12 protein-coding genes are annotated in these 14,357 nt (G+C 64.6%); 11 read left to right on the plus strand and 1 reads right to left on the minus strand.

Annotated features, from left to right (window positions below; translation table 11 throughout):
• Window positions 1-205 precede the first annotated feature (205 nt).
• The 4 genes from Q2M23_RS21165 to Q2M23_RS21180 all read left to right on the plus strand — a co-directional run bounded on the left by Q2M23_RS21165 (window position 206) and on the right by Q2M23_RS21180 (window position 4,370).
• Entirely contained in the window at window positions 206-1,126 is a 921-nt protein-coding gene (locus Q2M23_RS21165) for an S-methyl-5'-thioadenosine phosphorylase (RefSeq protein WP_316396896.1), read from the plus strand.
• Complete coding sequence (gene mtnA, locus Q2M23_RS21170; protein ID WP_316396897.1) at window positions 1,123-2,223, plus strand: S-methyl-5-thioribose-1-phosphate isomerase; 1,101 nt, start codon at window positions 1,123-1,125, stop codon at window positions 2,221-2,223. The genes Q2M23_RS21165 and mtnA overlap by 4 nt, the downstream gene beginning before the upstream one ends.
• Before the next feature lie 76 nt (window positions 2,224-2,299).
• A complete protein-coding gene (locus Q2M23_RS21175) occupies window positions 2,300-2,842 on the plus strand; it encodes a tripartite tricarboxylate transporter TctB family protein (protein ID WP_229158109.1) in 543 nt (180 codons plus the stop codon).
• Between the two features lie 16 nt (window positions 2,843-2,858).
• Entirely contained in the window at window positions 2,859-4,370 is a 1,512-nt protein-coding gene (locus Q2M23_RS21180) for a tripartite tricarboxylate transporter permease (RefSeq protein WP_038380818.1), read from the plus strand.
• A gap of 57 nt (window positions 4,371-4,427) precedes the next feature.
• Here the strand turns inward: Q2M23_RS21180 and Q2M23_RS21185 are convergent, their stop codons facing one another.
• The gene (locus Q2M23_RS21185) at window positions 4,428-5,621 is read right to left on the minus strand and encodes a CoA transferase (protein ID WP_316396898.1); all 1,194 of its coding nucleotides are present in this window, start codon (window positions 5,619-5,621) and stop codon (window positions 4,428-4,430) included.
• A 296-nt stretch (window positions 5,622-5,917) separates the two neighbouring features.
• Here Q2M23_RS21185 and Q2M23_RS21190 point away from each other — a divergent pair, with 296 nt between their 5' ends.
• From Q2M23_RS21190 to Q2M23_RS21220, 7 genes are all read left to right on the plus strand, one after another.
• On the plus strand, window positions 5,918-7,471 hold the full coding sequence (locus Q2M23_RS21190; protein ID WP_316396899.1) for a lipopolysaccharide biosynthesis protein: 1,554 nt from the start codon (window positions 5,918-5,920) through the stop codon (window positions 7,469-7,471).
• Window positions 7,472-7,473: 2 nt separating this feature from the next.
• Window positions 7,474-9,312 carry an asparagine synthase (glutamine-hydrolyzing) gene (gene asnB / locus Q2M23_RS21195; RefSeq protein WP_316396900.1) on the plus strand — a complete coding sequence of 613 codons (1,839 nt, stop codon included), beginning with the start codon at window positions 7,474-7,476 and terminating at the stop codon, window positions 9,310-9,312.
• Between the two features lie 3 nt (window positions 9,313-9,315).
• Window positions 9,316-10,410 (plus strand): glycosyltransferase, encoded by a 1,095-nt coding sequence (locus Q2M23_RS21200; RefSeq protein WP_316396901.1) that lies wholly within the window; start codon window positions 9,316-9,318, stop codon window positions 10,408-10,410.
• A gap of 221 nt (window positions 10,411-10,631) precedes the next feature.
• Window positions 10,632-11,201, plus strand: a complete 570-nt coding sequence (locus Q2M23_RS21205) for an acyltransferase (RefSeq protein WP_316396902.1) — start codon at window positions 10,632-10,634, stop codon at window positions 11,199-11,201.
• Window positions 11,191-12,042, plus strand: coding sequence for a class I SAM-dependent methyltransferase (locus Q2M23_RS21210; protein ID WP_316396903.1), 852 nt, complete (start codon window positions 11,191-11,193; stop codon window positions 12,040-12,042). The genes Q2M23_RS21205 and Q2M23_RS21210 overlap by 11 nt, the downstream gene beginning before the upstream one ends.
• 3 nt (window positions 12,043-12,045) lie before the next feature.
• Window positions 12,046-12,975, plus strand: a complete 930-nt coding sequence (locus Q2M23_RS21215) for an NAD(P)-dependent oxidoreductase (protein ID WP_316396904.1) — start codon at window positions 12,046-12,048, stop codon at window positions 12,973-12,975.
• On the plus strand, window positions 12,909-14,150 hold the full coding sequence (locus Q2M23_RS21220) for a glycosyltransferase family 1 protein (protein ID WP_316396905.1): 1,242 nt from the start codon (window positions 12,909-12,911) through the stop codon (window positions 14,148-14,150). Before Q2M23_RS21215 ends, Q2M23_RS21220 begins: the two co-directional genes overlap by 67 nt.
• Window positions 14,151-14,357 lie beyond the last annotated feature (207 nt).

Raw genomic sequence — 14,357 nt, forward strand, 5'->3', positions numbered from 1 at the left:
GCGCATCGGGGAATCTCGAGATTCCGGGTTCACCCTTCGGGTGCCCCGGAATGACTGGGCCGGCTGCTTTCCTGTTAGCTTGGAATTGCCTTGCAAGCGGCTGCGGCGCAGTGATTACTGCGCCGCAATATGGCCGAACGTCCGGCGAGCCCGATCGGGCTTGGGTCACCCCTCCGGCGCCGTTGCGGGACCGTGAGGAGCGATCATGACCAAAGCCGTGTTAGGGATCATCGGTGGCTCCGGCATCTACGATCTGCCGGGCCTGGAAAATGTCCGCGAGGAGGCGATCACAAGCCCCTGGGGCGAGCCGTCCGCGCCGCTCCGACGCGGCGAGATGGCGGGGCTGCCGATCGTGTTCCTGCCGCGCCACGGCCATGGACACGCGCTGTCGCCGTCCGACATCAACTATCGCGCCAATGTCGATGTGCTGAAGCGGGCAGGGGTCACCGACCTGGTGGCGCTGTCCGCATGCGGCTCGTTCAAGGAAGAGCTGCCGCCGGGCACGTTTGTATTGGTCGACCAGTTCGTCGATCGCACCCACAAGCGCGAGAGCTCGTTCTTCGGCAAGGGCTGCGTCGCGCATGTCTCGATGGCGCATCCGGTGTCACCGTTGCTGGCAGGGCATCTCGCCGTCGCTGCCGAGGCCGAAGACATCGCGTTCGCCCGCGGCGGCACCTACCTCTGCATGGAGGGGCCGCAGTTCTCCTCGCTCGCCGAAAGCCTGACCTACAAGGCGCAGGGCTATTCGGTGATCGGCATGACCAACATGCCGGAAGCCAAGCTCGCCCGCGAGGCCGAGATCTGCTACGCCAGCGTGGCGATGGTCACCGATTTCGATTGCTGGCATCCGGCGCATGATGCCGTGACGGTGCAGGATATCATCCGTGTGCTGAATTCGAACGCCGAGAAGGCAAAGGCGCTGGTCGCGCGGCTGGCGCGGGATTTCCCGCGCGAGCACGAGGCGTGTCCGGTCGGTTCGGATCGGGCGCTGGATACCGCGCTGATCACGCCGCCCGCAGCCCGGGATCCGCAACTGCTGGCCAAGCTCGACGCCGTCGCCGGACGGGTGCTGCGGTCGTCAGGAAGTCCTCCAGCGAGCGCGCGACGCGAAGGGCGTAGGGCATGAAAGTCGATGGACGACATTTTCGCAGCATCTGGCTGGAGCCCGACGGCTGGTCGGTCGGCGCGATCGATCAGCGCCGGTTGCCGCATGAATTCATCGTCGCCAAACTCACCACCGCGGACGAGGCCGGCGAGGCGATCCGCTCGATGCTGGTCCGCGGCGCGCCGCTGATCGGCGCCACCGCAGCCTATGGCATGGCGCTTGCGATGCGCGCCGATGCATCCGACGCGGCGCTCGAACGCGCCGGCAGGATGTTGCTGGCGACCCGGCCGACCGCGGTCAATCTGAAATGGGCCGTTGACGAGATGCAGCGCGCGCTGGCGCCGCTCGCGGCTTCGGCCCGGGCCGAGGCGGCCTATGCCCGCGCGCGCGAGATAGCCGACGAGGACGTCGAGATCAACCGCGAGATCGGCCGTCACGGGCTCGGCCTGATCGAGACGATCGCCGCGACCAAGAAGCCGGGCGAGGTGGTGAACGTCCTGACGCATTGCAACGCCGGCTGGCTTGCAACCGTGGATTGGGGAACGGCGACATCGCCGATCTACCAGGCGCACGATCGCGGCATTCCGGTCCACGTCTGGGTCGACGAGACGCGTCCGCGCAATCAGGGCGCTTCGCTCACCGCCTGGGAACTCGGGCACCACGGCGTGCCGCACACCGTGATCCCCGACAACACCGGCGGACATCTGATGCAGCATCGCATGGTCGATCTCGCGATCGTCGGGACCGATCGCGTCGCCGCCAATGGCGACGTCTGCAACAAGATCGGGACCTATCTGAAAGCGCTCGCGGCCCACGACAACAGCGTGCCGTTCTATGTTGCGCTGCCGTCGCCGACCATCGACTTTAGTATCGATGACGGCGTCAGGCAGATTCCGATCGAGCAGCGCGCGGCCGACGAGGTGACGCACCTCACGGGACGCACGGCGGATGGCCGGATCGAGACCGTGCGCGTGGTTCCGGACGGCTCGTCGGTTGCCAATTTCGGCTTCGACGTCACGCCGGCGCGGCTGGTGACCGGATTGATCACCGAGCGCGGCGTTCTCAAGCCGGAGCGTGCTGCACTTGCGAGCGCCTTTCCCGAACGTTCCACTGTTTAGCTGAAGGCTGCATTGACGGTGGTTGCATCTGCACGCTATCCCAATCGTTGCCCTCGCAACCCAGACCGTCTCATCCATGTCCAATACCGAACTTGAGATCGTCGTCGACGATCCGACCGCACCTGAAGATAACTCGCCGGCGGTCGTCAGCACCGGCGTCGTCGACGTCGTCGTGTCGCTGCTTCTGCTTGCGCTCGCCGTAGTGCTCGGCTGGGACAACTGGCGCACCGGCGCGTCGTGGGACTCGACCGGGCCGCAGCCGGGCTATTTTCCGTTCTACCTCTCGGTCATCCTCGGCGGTGCGAGCCTTTATGGTCTCGGCGCCGCCTTTCTTTCGCGCCGGGAAGCCGCCGAGACCTTTGTCACCCGGGCCCAGCTTCGCCGGGTGATGGCGGTGTTCGTGCCGACATTGCTGTTCTGCCTCGCCACCCAATATCTCGGCCTCTACGTCGCGAGCTTTCTCTTGATCGCTGGCTTCATGCGCCTCGTCGGCAAGATCGCGCTGTGGAAGTCGCTGCTGACCGCCTTCGTCTTCACCGCCGCGATGTTCATAACGTTCGACGTCGCGTTCGACGTCATCATGCCGAAGGGGCCGCTCGAAGCGGCTCTCGGCCGCTAGCGAACCGGGTCGAACCATGGAAGCCTTCGGTCTCCTGCTGCACGGCTTTGCCGTCCTTTTGACGTGGAAGACGCTGCTGTTGATGATGGTCGGACTGGTGCTCGGCATCTTCGTCGGCGTGCTGCCCGGGCTTGGCGGCCCCAACGGCGTCGCGATCCTGCTGCCGCTCACCTTCACGATGGATCCGACGTCCGCCATCGTGATGCTGTCGTGCATCTACTGGGGTGCGCTGTTCGGCGGCGCCATCACCTCGATCCTGTTCAACATCCCGGGCGAAGCCTGGTCGGTCGCGACCACCTTCGACGGCTATCCGATGGCACAGCAGGGCAGGGCGGCCGAAGCGCTCACCGCGGCGTTCACCTCCTCCTTCGTCGGTTCGCTGGTCGCGGTGCTGCTGATCACCTTCCTGGCGCCGATGATCTCGTCGTTTGCGCTGAGGTTCGGCCCGCCGGAATTCTTCGCCGTCTATCTCCTGACCTTCTGTTCCTTCGTCGGCCTCGGCCGCGAGGCCAAGCACAAGACGGTCATCTCGATGTCGCTCGGGCTGCTGCTCGCCGGCGTCGGCATGGATACGGTGTCCGGGCAGCTGCGCATGACGTTCGGCTCCGCGGAGCTCTTGCGCGGCATCAACTTCCTCGTCGCGGTCATCGGCCTGTTCGGCATCAGCGAGATCCTGCTCACGATGGAGGAGCGCCTCGCGCTGCGCGGACACGCCGCCGGCATCAGCCTGCGCGTCGTGCTCTCGGTGTGGAAGGACCTGCCGAAATACTGGGTGACGCTGCTGCGCTCGTCGGTGATCGGCTGCTGGCTCGGCATCACGCCGGGCGGCGCGATCGCGGCCTCCTTCATGGGCTACAACCTCGCCAAGCGCTTCGCCAAGGACCAGGAGAGCTTTGGCAAGGGCCGGATCGAGGGCGTATTCGCGCCGGAGACAGCTGCGCATGCCTCAGGCACCTCGGCGCTGTTGCCGATGCTGGCGCTCGGCATTCCCGGCTCGGGGACCGCTGCGATCCTGCTCGGCGGCCTGATGGTGTGGGGCCTCAACCCGGGGCCGCTGCTGTTCGTCGAGCACAAGGATTTCGTCTGGGGCCTGATCGCTTCGATGTATCTCGGCAATGTCGTCGGCCTGGTGCTGGTGCTGACCACGGTGCCGATCTTCGCCTCGATCCTGCGCGTGCCGTTCGCGGCCGTAGCCCCGATGATCGTGGTGTCCTGCGCGATCGGCGCCTATGCGATCCAGAATGCGATGTTCGATATCTGGCTGATGCTGGGCTTCGGCGTCGTCGGCTACGTCTTCAAGAAGATCGGGATCCCGCTCGCGCCGTTCACCCTGGCATTGGTGCTCGGCAACCGCGCCGAGGATGCGTTCCGCCTCTCGATGATCGGCTCCGGCGGCGACATGAAGGTGTTCTGGTCAAACGGCCTGGTCGGAACCATCACGACACTGGCGATCGTGCTGCTGTTCTGGCCGGTGATCGACAAGGCGTTCGTCGGGCTCGGACGAATGTTGCGGCCTGCACGGGCGTAGTCGCGGTCCGGGATTCTGGCGACCTCGAACCGCTAGGGCGTTGGTGGCTTGATACCGTCAAACCACCTTGCGCTGACGGAGCTCGGCGATCTCATCCTTGCCGAAGCCGAATTCGGCCAGCAGCTCCTCGGTCTGCTCGCCGAACTCCGGCGGGCGGGCGGCCATCCTGCTCGGCGTCCGCGACAGCGTCACCGGCTGGCTGACCAGCTGGATCTGCCGGTTCTCGTCATTGGGTACGTGCTGGGCCATGCCGAGATGCTTGACCTGGGCATCCTCGAACATCTGGTCGATCGAGTAGATCGGCCCGCACGGCACGCCGGCGGCGTTCAGCTCCTGCACCCAGGTCTCGGTCGATTTCTTCTCGGTCAGCGCGCCGATCCTCGCATTCAGCGCGTCGCGGTTCTTCGAGCGCGCCGGGGCCGTCGCGTAGTCGGGGTCGGTGATCAGCTCGGGCGCGCCGATCGCCTGCGCGCAGCGCTCCCAGATCCGCCCGCCTGTTGTGGCGATGTTGATGTAGCCGTCGGAGGTCTTGAACACGCCGGTCGGGATCGAGGTCGGATGGTTGTTGCCGGCCTGCTTGGCCACTTCCTTTTCCATCAGCCAGCGTGCGGCCTGGAAATCCAGCATGAAGATCTGGGCCTGCAGCAGCGAGGTCTGCACCCACTGGCCTTCGCCGGATACGTCGCGTTCCAGCAGCGCCGTGAGGATGCCGATCGCACAGAACAGGCCCGCGGTGAGGTCGGCCACGGGAATGCCGACCCGCATCGGTCCGCCGCCGGGTGCGCCGGTCACCGACATCAGCCCGCCCATGCCTTGGGCGATCTGATCGAAGCCCGGGCGCTTGTGATACGGGCCGTCCTGACCGAACCCGGAGATGCTGCCATAGACGATCCGCGGGTTGATCTTGCGGATGCTCTCGTAATCGATGCCGAGCTTGGCCTTGACGTCCGGCCGGAAGTTTTCGACCACGACATCAGCCTGTTCGGCCAGCCGCTTGAACACCTCGAGCCCCTTGGGGTCCTTGAGGTTCAACGTCATGGCGCGCTTGTTGCGATGCAGGTTCTGGAAATCGGACCCGCCGCGCGGGCCGCCCGGCTGCTCGCCACTGCCGTCCTCCAGAAGCGCATCGATCTTGACGACATTGGCGCCCCAATCGGCGAGCTGGCGCACGCAGGTCGGCCCAGACCGGACCCGGGTCAAATCCAGCACGGTGAAACGGGACAGGGCTTGGGATGCGCGGGGAAAGGGCATTGAGACACCTCTTGTTGGGCGGGCTGCCCAGGGGCTTGAGCCCATCTGCCATAGACAATTTGGCAGGTCTTTCCAACTGTTACCCGGATCACAAACAGGGCCGGAAACAACCAGCCATGGTTCCGGGAAGTTCGGCTCCTGTATTTTGCGGTCCTGGCCTGGCCCCACACGTCCCCGCCGTCCGCCAACCCTCGACAATCACTGCGCCGGCTGCTAGCCCGTCACCATGCCGAATGGGTTTTGCCCTTACGGAAGAGGCACTTGAGGCGTATCGGAGCGGTGGACCGAAAGCGGGCATGGCGGTGAAAAAGGGTCCATCCCATTTGCTCGGTAACTCGGCATGGAACGCGACCGCCTTCGCGGTCGCGGTGCTGCTGAACCTCGCGATCCTGCCGTTCGTGATTTTCCGGCTCGGTCTCGCCGCGTTCGGTGTTGCGGGTCTGGTGACGGCCTGTGTCGCGCCGGCGCTGATGTTCAGCAATGCGCTTGGTCTCTCGACGGCGCGCGAGCTCGCGCAAAGGTTGGAACCGTCCGATCGCGACCTGGCGCGGCGATTTTTCGCGACCGCTCTCGCGCTTGCCATCGTCCTTGGCGGCCTGATCGCGGCGTTGCTTGCCTGTGCCGGCGCGCCGCTCGCACGGCTGGGATTCCACCTCGGCGGCCCTGCCGCCGACGACCTCGGGCTCGCCTTCGCATTGGCCGGTGCCGGTTGGCTGTTCCAGTGCCTGTTCGCCGTCTTCCTCTCGCTGTTCACGGCGCGTCAGGATTATCGGCGGATCGCCTCGATCAGCATCACGGGCACGGTGGTGACGACGATGTCGATGCTGCTGCTGATCCCGCACGCACCGCGCGCCTCGACCTTCATTGGCTGTCAGGCCTTGGGCTTTGCAACAAATCTCGTGATGGCGTTCGCCTGGTCGCGCCACGCCATCAGTGACTGGCTGGCACGGCCGGCGCTCGATCGCGGTGCGCTGCGTGCGCTGGTCAAGCTTGGCGGTTGGCAGGTCGCGGCGCAAAGCGGCGCGCTGTTCGCAGGCCAGGCGGACCGCTATCTGCTCGGCGCGCTGCTGCAGCCGCAATTCGTCGGCTTCTACAGCGTCGCGCAGCGGCTGGAGGAGGCGGTCTATATCGGTGTGCTGAAGATCGGCGAGATCTTGTTCCCGTTCTTCAGCACCCTGCAGAGGGAAGATGACGATCGCAAGGTCGACCTCCTGCTGCGCTCGTCCTGGATTCTCAATGTGCTTGCCGCGAGCGCGCTGGGCGGCCTGATCCCGGTCGCAGGCGCATTGCTGCAGCGATGGACCGGCGCCGAGGTCGCCGCCGAGGCCCAGCTGGTTCTGGTGGTACTCGCGATCAGCGGAATATTGGGGTCCAGCGCCAATGTGTTTGCGTTCTATCTGCTGTCGCAGGGCCGCTCCAGTTCCAACGCGCTGATCTCGCTCGTCACGGGCATCTTCACGCTGGCGACCAGCGCCGTCGCGCTGCCGTATTTCGGCTGGGAGGCGGCCGGTTGGAGCTCCTGCGTCGGGATGGTCGCCCAGATGGTGATCACCGTGCTGTTGCTGCGGCGAACCTTCCGCCTTTCAGGTATGTGGTCACGGATGTTGCATTTCGTATTGATTCCGCTCGGCACGGGAGTAGCCATCGCGCTGGCGCTGCGTTCGCAGCTCGGCCACGCGTCATTCGACCACGCGCCGTCATGGTGGTATGTGGTGTCGCTCTACGGCGTGTCGGCGGCGGCGATCTTTGTCGCCGCCGTCGCCGCCTCGCAGCTCGGTCCCTATCGCGCCGTGTGCTGGCGGGATCTCCGCGTCATCAGCAGTCGCTTCCTGCCCTTCAAGGCCATCTAGACATGTGCGGCATCGCAGGCATCGTCAATCTGCGCGGCGCTCCCGTGGAGCCGGCCGATATCTCGCGGCTCACCAATTTGATCGCGCATCGCGGTCCGTTCGGCGAGGGCACCTGGTTCAATGCCAAGCGAAACGTCGCCTTCGGCCATCGTCGGCTCGCCATCATTGATCCCGGTGAGGGCGGCTATCAGCCGATGGTGTCAGGCGATGGCCGCCATGTGATCGTCTACAACGGCGAGATCTACAATTTCCTCGAATTGCGCCGGGAGCTCGAGGCGAAGGGCGCGGTCTTCCGCAGCCAGTCCGATACCGAAGTGATCCTTGCCGCCTGGCAGGCATGGGGCGAGGACATGCTGCTGCGCTTCAACGGCATGTGGGCGCTGGCGATCTACGACACGGCCACGGATGATCTGTTCCTGGCGCGCGATCGCTTCGGCATCAAGCCGATGCTGTATGCGTTGTCATCCGAGCGGTTCGTGTTCGCGTCCGAACAGCGCGCGCTGGCGCGGAGCGGGCTGGTCGAGACGTCGCTCGATGTCGACGTGGCGCGTCGGCTGTTGCTTGACCCGTTCGGAATCGAAGGCAGCGAGCGGACGCTGTTTGCGCAACTGCGCCGCCTGCAGGGCGGCCACTGCATGTGGTTGCGCCAGGGGCGTGTGCAGGTGCGCCGCTGGTGGCGGACCGTGGACCATCTGCCGGCGGTTCCGGATACCGAGACGGAGCGCGTCGAGCGCTTTCGCGACCTGTTTCAGGATTCCGTCGCGCTGCGGATGCGCAGCGACGTTCCGATCGGGACCTGCCTGTCCGGCGGCTTCGATTCGTCCGCTGTGATCTGCGCCATGGCGACCCATGCGAAGGCGGGCATGGGGCCGCGTGACTCTGCTGCCTGGCGGCACGCCTTTGTCGCGACCTTTCCCGGCGCCAGCAATGACGAGCGGCCGATGGCGGAAGAAGCGGCCGCATGGGCCGATGTCGTGCCAAGCTTTCTCGAGATCGGTCGCTCCGATGCGCTCACCGACCTCGACCGGATCCTCGACGACAATGACGACGTCTATATCGGGCTGCCGAGTGCGCCATGGCTGATCTATCGCGAGCTCCGGCGCCAGAATGTCACCGTCTCCCTTGATGGCCACGGGGCGGACGAATTGATGGGGGCCTACCTTCAGGAAGGCCAATCGGCCGCATTCCGGATCCGCAATGCGGCAGCCGCGCTCGCGTCACGATCGCAGCTGGCGCAGCGCGGCATCGACCTGCTGCGCGCGCAGATGATCCAGCGCCAGGGACACTATTTCCTGCGCGGAGGCCTGATGGCGATGCCTGCGCCGCTGCCGCTGATCGCCGAGGATGACGAATTGCCTGATACGTGGGGCGCGCTGAACCGGCGGCTCTACCGCATGTTCCACTCGACCACGCTGCCCACCATTCTGCGCAATTTCGATCGGCTCTCGATGGCGCACGGGATCGAGGTCCGCATGCCGTTCATGGACTGGCGGCTGGTGACCTATACGATGGCGCTCCCTGAAACCAGCAAATCAGCAGATGGCATGACCAAGGTGGTGGCGCGGCAAGCGATGGCGAATTTGATGCCCGAAAGCATCCGCACCGCGCGCCGCAAGGTCGGTTTCAATTCGCCGATGCCGGAATGGCTAATCGGACCATTGGCGGGCTGGACCGCGGAGTTGCTCGATCGCAAGGTCCCGGCATTTGCCGAATTCGTCGACGAAGCGCCACTGCGAAAGGTAGTCGGCCGCTTGACGGCGTCGCAGAACTGGGATTGGGAATCCGTCGGCCGGATCTGGCCATATCTGAACATGAAATGGATGTTGGCGAGGGCCGCGTAACCGATGCGTCTGTTCCAGAATAGCGGTCTCTATCCGTCCTATCTGCCGCGGCTGAACCAGCTCGCGGCAAAGGCGTCGACCTTCGCGGCGCGACGCGACGTGTTCCTGCATGATCGCTTTGGCGCAGCGCATTTCCTCAAGCCCGTGCTTGATAGCGCACCTGAAGCCTTCTTCACCAATGCCGACGACGACGTGCTGCAGCGCCAGTGGGCGCGCGAGCAGGGCATCAAGGGGACACCAACGCTCGAGTCGATTCTGCTCGCGCAGGTCGAGCATCACAAAACCGAGGTGTTCTACAATCTCGATCCGGTGCGCTATCCGAGTGCATTTGTCGCCAAGCTTCCCGGCTGCGTGAAGAAGACGCTGTGCTGGCGCGCCGCGCCCTCCGGAAATGCCGATCTGACCGCCTATGGCGCGGTGCTTGGAAACTTCCCCTCGATCCTCGAGGCGTGGCGCAGCAAGGGGTGCCGGGCGGAGCTCTTCTTTCCCGCGATCGACCCGGTCATGGAGCAGTACGGCCACGGCGAACGGCCGATCGACGTGGCGTTTGTCGGTGGATATTCGCGGCATCATAGCGCGCGGGGCAGGACGCTCGAACAGGTCGCTGCGCTGGCCGCAGATCGCAAGATCGTGTTCTGCCTCGATGCGTCGCGGCTGACACGGCTTGCCGAAAGCGCGGTCGGTCGACTGCTGCCGCTGCGCAAGCACCGACGGCCCGACGTCATCGCGCGAATCGCGGGGTTGCCGCTGTTCGGCAGGGACCTCTACGAGCTGTTCGGATCAGCGAAGATCGTGCTCAACGGCGCAATCGACATGGCTGGTAACGATCGCGGCAATATGCGCTGCTTCGAGGCGATGGGCTGCGGGTCGCTGCTCGTATCGGATGCCGGCAACTATCCGGAGGCGATGCAGGACGGCGTCACGATGCGCACCTACGACGCTCCCGAGCGGGCCGCCGAGGCGATCTCACGCAGCCTGCAGGATTGGCCTCGATGGGCTGCGATCGCCGCCTCAGGCAGGAGCCGTGTGCAGGAGACCTACAGCAAGGCCTCGCAATGGGCGCAGTTTATCGACCTCGTCGCGCGGATTGAGCCGTGATAGACGGTGCACAGATCGACCGGAGGGTATGGGGCCGCGATGATATCTGCAAGCAACTTGATCCATCAACTCAAATGGGCCGACGAATGTACCGTGCCGCACTGTAGCGCCGAAAAAAGGAGGCGACGATGCGAGTCTGTTCGCCCGGTACAGCGGCGGGCGCAATCGGTTCAACGAGCGAGCAGCTCTGCTAACGCCATCGCCCAGATTGAGTTGAGCTGATGAATCTCGACTATTGCCTGCAACGACTCGTGGGACGGGCAACCTGCCGTCTTGGAGCTGGTGCAAAATTGATGCGGACAGCACGCATCCGCAATATTCGTTGCGACAGCGATCGAATCGTCGTCGGAGATAACAGTATTATCCGCGGGGAGTTGATGACCTTCGCGCATGGTGGAGAGATCAGGATCGGCGAGTGGTGCTACGTCGGCGAAGGAACCCGGATCTGGTCTGCGACCTCGATCGAGATCGGCAACCGCGTCCTGATCGCGCATTCGGCGAATGTTTTCGACAATCTCACGCACCCGCTGCGGGCGGCCGAGCGGCACAAACAGGTCCAGCAGATTTTCACCCATGGGCATCCGAACGATATCTCGCTTGATGAGAGTCCGGTCAAAATCTGCGATGATGCGTGGATCGGCGCGGGTGCGATGGTCTTGCGCGGTGTGACGGTGGGCCAGGGCGCTATCGTCGCGGCCGGCGCGGTTGTGACCAGGGATGTTGCGGCGTTTTCGATCGTGGCGGGCAATCCGGCCGCATTAGTGAGGGAGCTTGGGCCCGATGAACGGTGAGCGCAAGTTTACCACTTGGGAGGATGCGGTGGTCTGGCTGCGCAATCAGCCGGACCAACGCCAGCTTGTGCTCGATGCATTCTACGACGATCCGCTGGCCGGCGCTGCCGAACGCTATTTCCGGAGCTCCGAGTGGCAAGCGGTCGCTTCGCTGCTGGCCGGCCGGTGCGGCGCCGCGCTCGATGTCGGGGCCGGCCGCGGCATTGCGAGTTACGCCCTCGCCCGAACCGGCTTTGCCGTGACGGCGCTCGAGCCGGATCCGAGCGCAATCGTGGGAGCAGCGGCGATCCGCGATCTGGCAGGGCAGACGCAACTGCCGATCCAGGTGGTCGAAGAGTTCTCCGAGCGGCTGCCGTTCGCCGACGCGGCGTTCGATCTCGTCTTCGCCCGCGCCGTGCTGCATCACACGCGCGATCTCGAGGGAGCATGCAAGGAGATGTTTCGCGTGCTGCGGCCCGGTGGCATGCTGATCGCCGCGCGCGAGCATGTCATCAGCAAGGAGACGGACCTTCCCCAGTTCCTCGCGCAGCATCCGTTGCATCATCTCTACGGGGGCGAGCATGCCTTCCTGCTCGATCGCTACACCGGCGCGCTGACCAGTGCAGGCTTTTCCGCGATCGACACGCTGGCGCCGCTGCAAAGCCCGATCAACCTGTTTCCCTATACGCTGGAGACCCTGAAATCGGCGATCGTGACTAGGTTGACGCAAAAGGTTCCGGTGGCGCCGCTGTGGCGAACCGCGTTTGCGTCACGCCTTGTGTTCGGCTCGCTGCTGTCGATGGCCGAACGGTTCGACAATCGACCGGGCCGGCTCTACTCTTTTGTCTGTCACAAGGCCTGAGCGATGATCGTCTGGGTCACAGGCGCGAACGGGTTCATCGGCCGCCATCTCGTGCATGAGCTGGCGGGAGCGGGCCATGCGGTGCATGGCGTCGGGCATGGAGCGCTCGATGCACCGGAAGCCCGGCGGCTTGGTTTGCAGAGCTGGATCAACGGTGAAATCGACGCGGCCAATCTCAACGCGCTTGCCACAGCCCACGGGCTGCCGGCGCAGATCTTTCATCTGGCTGGCGGATCGTCGGTCGGCATCTCGATCGAGCGGCCGTTCGAGGACTTTTCGCGAACCGTGGCGAGCACCGCGCGGCTGCTCGAATGGCTGCGCGGATCCGCGCCGAACTGCGCCGTGATCGCGGCATCAAGTGCGGCCGTCTATGGAGCCGACCATGTCGGCCCGATCGCTGAAAGCGCGATCGCAACTCCGATGTCGCCCTATGGGGAGCACAAGTTGATGATGGAGCAATTGTGCCGGAGCTACGCGCAGTCGTTTGGCATCCGCTGCGCGATCGTGCGGCTGTTCTCGGTCTATGGACCCAATTTGAGCAAGCAGCTGCTCTGGGACATCTGCTCGCGGCTGGCGGCCAAGGAGCAGGTGCTCACGCTTGGCGGGACCGGCAACGAAATCCGCGACTGGACCGACGTGCGCGATATCGCAAGGCTGCTCGCAAGCGCTGCGGCACCGTCGTCGCCGGCGGCCTTCCGGGTCATCAACGGCGGGTCGGGCCGCGGGACCAGCGTTGCCGATATCGCAGCCGGTCTCATCCGGCAGTGGGGCGGCAATACCGTTGTGCGGCACTCGGGCGTAAGCCGGCCCGGCGATCCCCTGAGCCTGTTGGCCGACGATGCCCTGCTGCGTCAGATCGGGTTCGATTGGCGCATTCCGCTCGATCGGGGCCTTGCCGATTACGTGGCCTGGTTCAAGGGGCAGGCTTCGTGACGTCCCGCCCATTGCGGTTCGCGTTCAGTCACATTTCGCGACGGCTTTGGGCCGGTGGTTACAATTATCAGCGCAATCTGTTTGCGGCGCTTGCCAGGTTTCTGCCCGGCGAATTTGTCCCGGTTGTCTTCGCCGGGAATCGGGCTGAGGAGAATGAGCTCGCGGAGCTTGCCGCGATACCGGGTGTCGAGGTCGTTCGATCGGAAGCGTTCGATGGACAGCCAGGGTTGGCCGCGGCACTCGGGCTTGGTCTGGACCGTGGAGCCGCGGCGTCGTTTCGATCCGCTCGCATTGATGTCGTCGTGGAGGCCGCGCGCTTCTTTGGTTGGCGGCTACCTATCCCGGCAGTGGCGTGGATTCCGGATCTGCAGCACCGCTCGCTGCCGCAACTGTTTCCAACGACGGCACGCTGGCGCCGCGAGCTTGGCTTTCGCATGCAAATCGCCTCGGGCCGCACCATCATGCTGAGCAGCGAGAGCGCGCTGCGTGATTTCAAGGCCTCCTATCCAGGCGCAAGAAACAAGATCTGCGTCGTTCGCTTCGCGACCCAGCCGCCGGCCGCGTTCCTGAACACCGACCCGTCGGACGTGATCGCGGCATATCATCTGCCGGCGAACTATTTCTATCTGCCCAATCAGTTCTATCGCCACAAGAACCACCAGCTCGTCGTCGACGCCTTGACGATCCTGAAGGAGCGGGCGGTCGACGTGGTGATCTGTGCATCCGGCGGCAAGGAAGACCGGCGCGAGCCGGGCTATTACGATCTGGTCAATTCTGAAATTCAAAAGCGCGGCCTTGAAGCGCGGTTCCGCCACCTCGGCGTTATCCCGCTGCCGCATGTCTACGCGCTGCTGCGCGCATCAGCCGCACTGATCAATCCATCACGCTTCGAGGGCTGGAGCACGACCGTCGAGGAGGCGAAGTCGTTTGGTGTTCCGATGATCCTGTCTGATATCGACGTGCACCGGGAACAGACCGCAGGTAGTGCCCGCTATTTCGGCGTCGACGATCCGGTCGCGTTGGCAGACCACCTGATGCAGGTCGCGCAGGAAACTCATGGGCTCACCATTCGAAACGTGGTCCCGCACCAGGACGGCGATGTCAGCGCGTTCGCAGCGAGTTTTGCGGCTACCATACAGCAGGCCAAGAGTTCAAGCTTGGGGCCGCTAGGCTGACTAAAGCACACGGTGTTTCGTATGCGCTTGCATCGCCAGATCTGGGCGTTCGCCTCTCTCAGTTACAACGGAGTAAAGGCGTTTGCCGACGATCTCCTGCAATCCCCAGCGTGAGCTCTTGCCGATTGGATATCCGAGCTCCCTAGCGAGAGCGAATTCGGACTAGTCTTAAGCAGCTGTCAACCGAGCCATGGCGGCCAGGGTAGG

It is taken from the genome of Bradyrhizobium sp. 33ap4 (genome assembly GCF_032654765.1).
GTDB classification, from domain to species: domain Bacteria; phylum Pseudomonadota; class Alphaproteobacteria; order Rhizobiales; family Xanthobacteraceae; genus Bradyrhizobium; species Bradyrhizobium australafricanum.

Excerpts from the sequence above, each read along its gene's own strand:
- Q2M23_RS21185 (WP_316396898.1), bottom strand. The coding sequence starts at position 5,621 with ATGCCCTTTCCCCGCGCATCCCAAGCCCTGTCCCGTTTCACCGTGCTG.
- Q2M23_RS21180 (WP_038380818.1), top strand. The coding sequence starts at position 2,859 with ATGGAAGCCTTCGGTCTCCTGCTGCACGGCTTTGCCGTCCTTTTGACG.
- asnB (WP_316396900.1), top strand. The coding sequence starts at position 7,474 with ATGTGCGGCATCGCAGGCATCGTCAATCTGCGCGGCGCTCCCGTGGAG.
- mtnA (WP_316396897.1), top strand. The coding sequence starts at position 1,123 with ATGAAAGTCGATGGACGACATTTTCGCAGCATCTGGCTGGAGCCCGAC.
- Q2M23_RS21175 (WP_229158109.1), top strand. The coding sequence starts at position 2,300 with ATGTCCAATACCGAACTTGAGATCGTCGTCGACGATCCGACCGCACCT.
- Q2M23_RS21205 (WP_316396902.1), top strand. The coding sequence starts at position 10,632 with ATGAATCTCGACTATTGCCTGCAACGACTCGTGGGACGGGCAACCTGC.
- Q2M23_RS21200 (WP_316396901.1), top strand. The coding sequence starts at position 9,316 with ATGCGTCTGTTCCAGAATAGCGGTCTCTATCCGTCCTATCTGCCGCGG.
- Q2M23_RS21215 (WP_316396904.1), top strand. The coding sequence starts at position 12,046 with ATGATCGTCTGGGTCACAGGCGCGAACGGGTTCATCGGCCGCCATCTC.
- Q2M23_RS21210 (WP_316396903.1), top strand. The coding sequence starts at position 11,191 with ATGAACGGTGAGCGCAAGTTTACCACTTGGGAGGATGCGGTGGTCTGG.
- Q2M23_RS21190 (WP_316396899.1), top strand. The coding sequence starts at position 5,918 with ATGGCGGTGAAAAAGGGTCCATCCCATTTGCTCGGTAACTCGGCATGG.
- Q2M23_RS21165 (WP_316396896.1), top strand. The coding sequence starts at position 206 with ATGACCAAAGCCGTGTTAGGGATCATCGGTGGCTCCGGCATCTACGAT.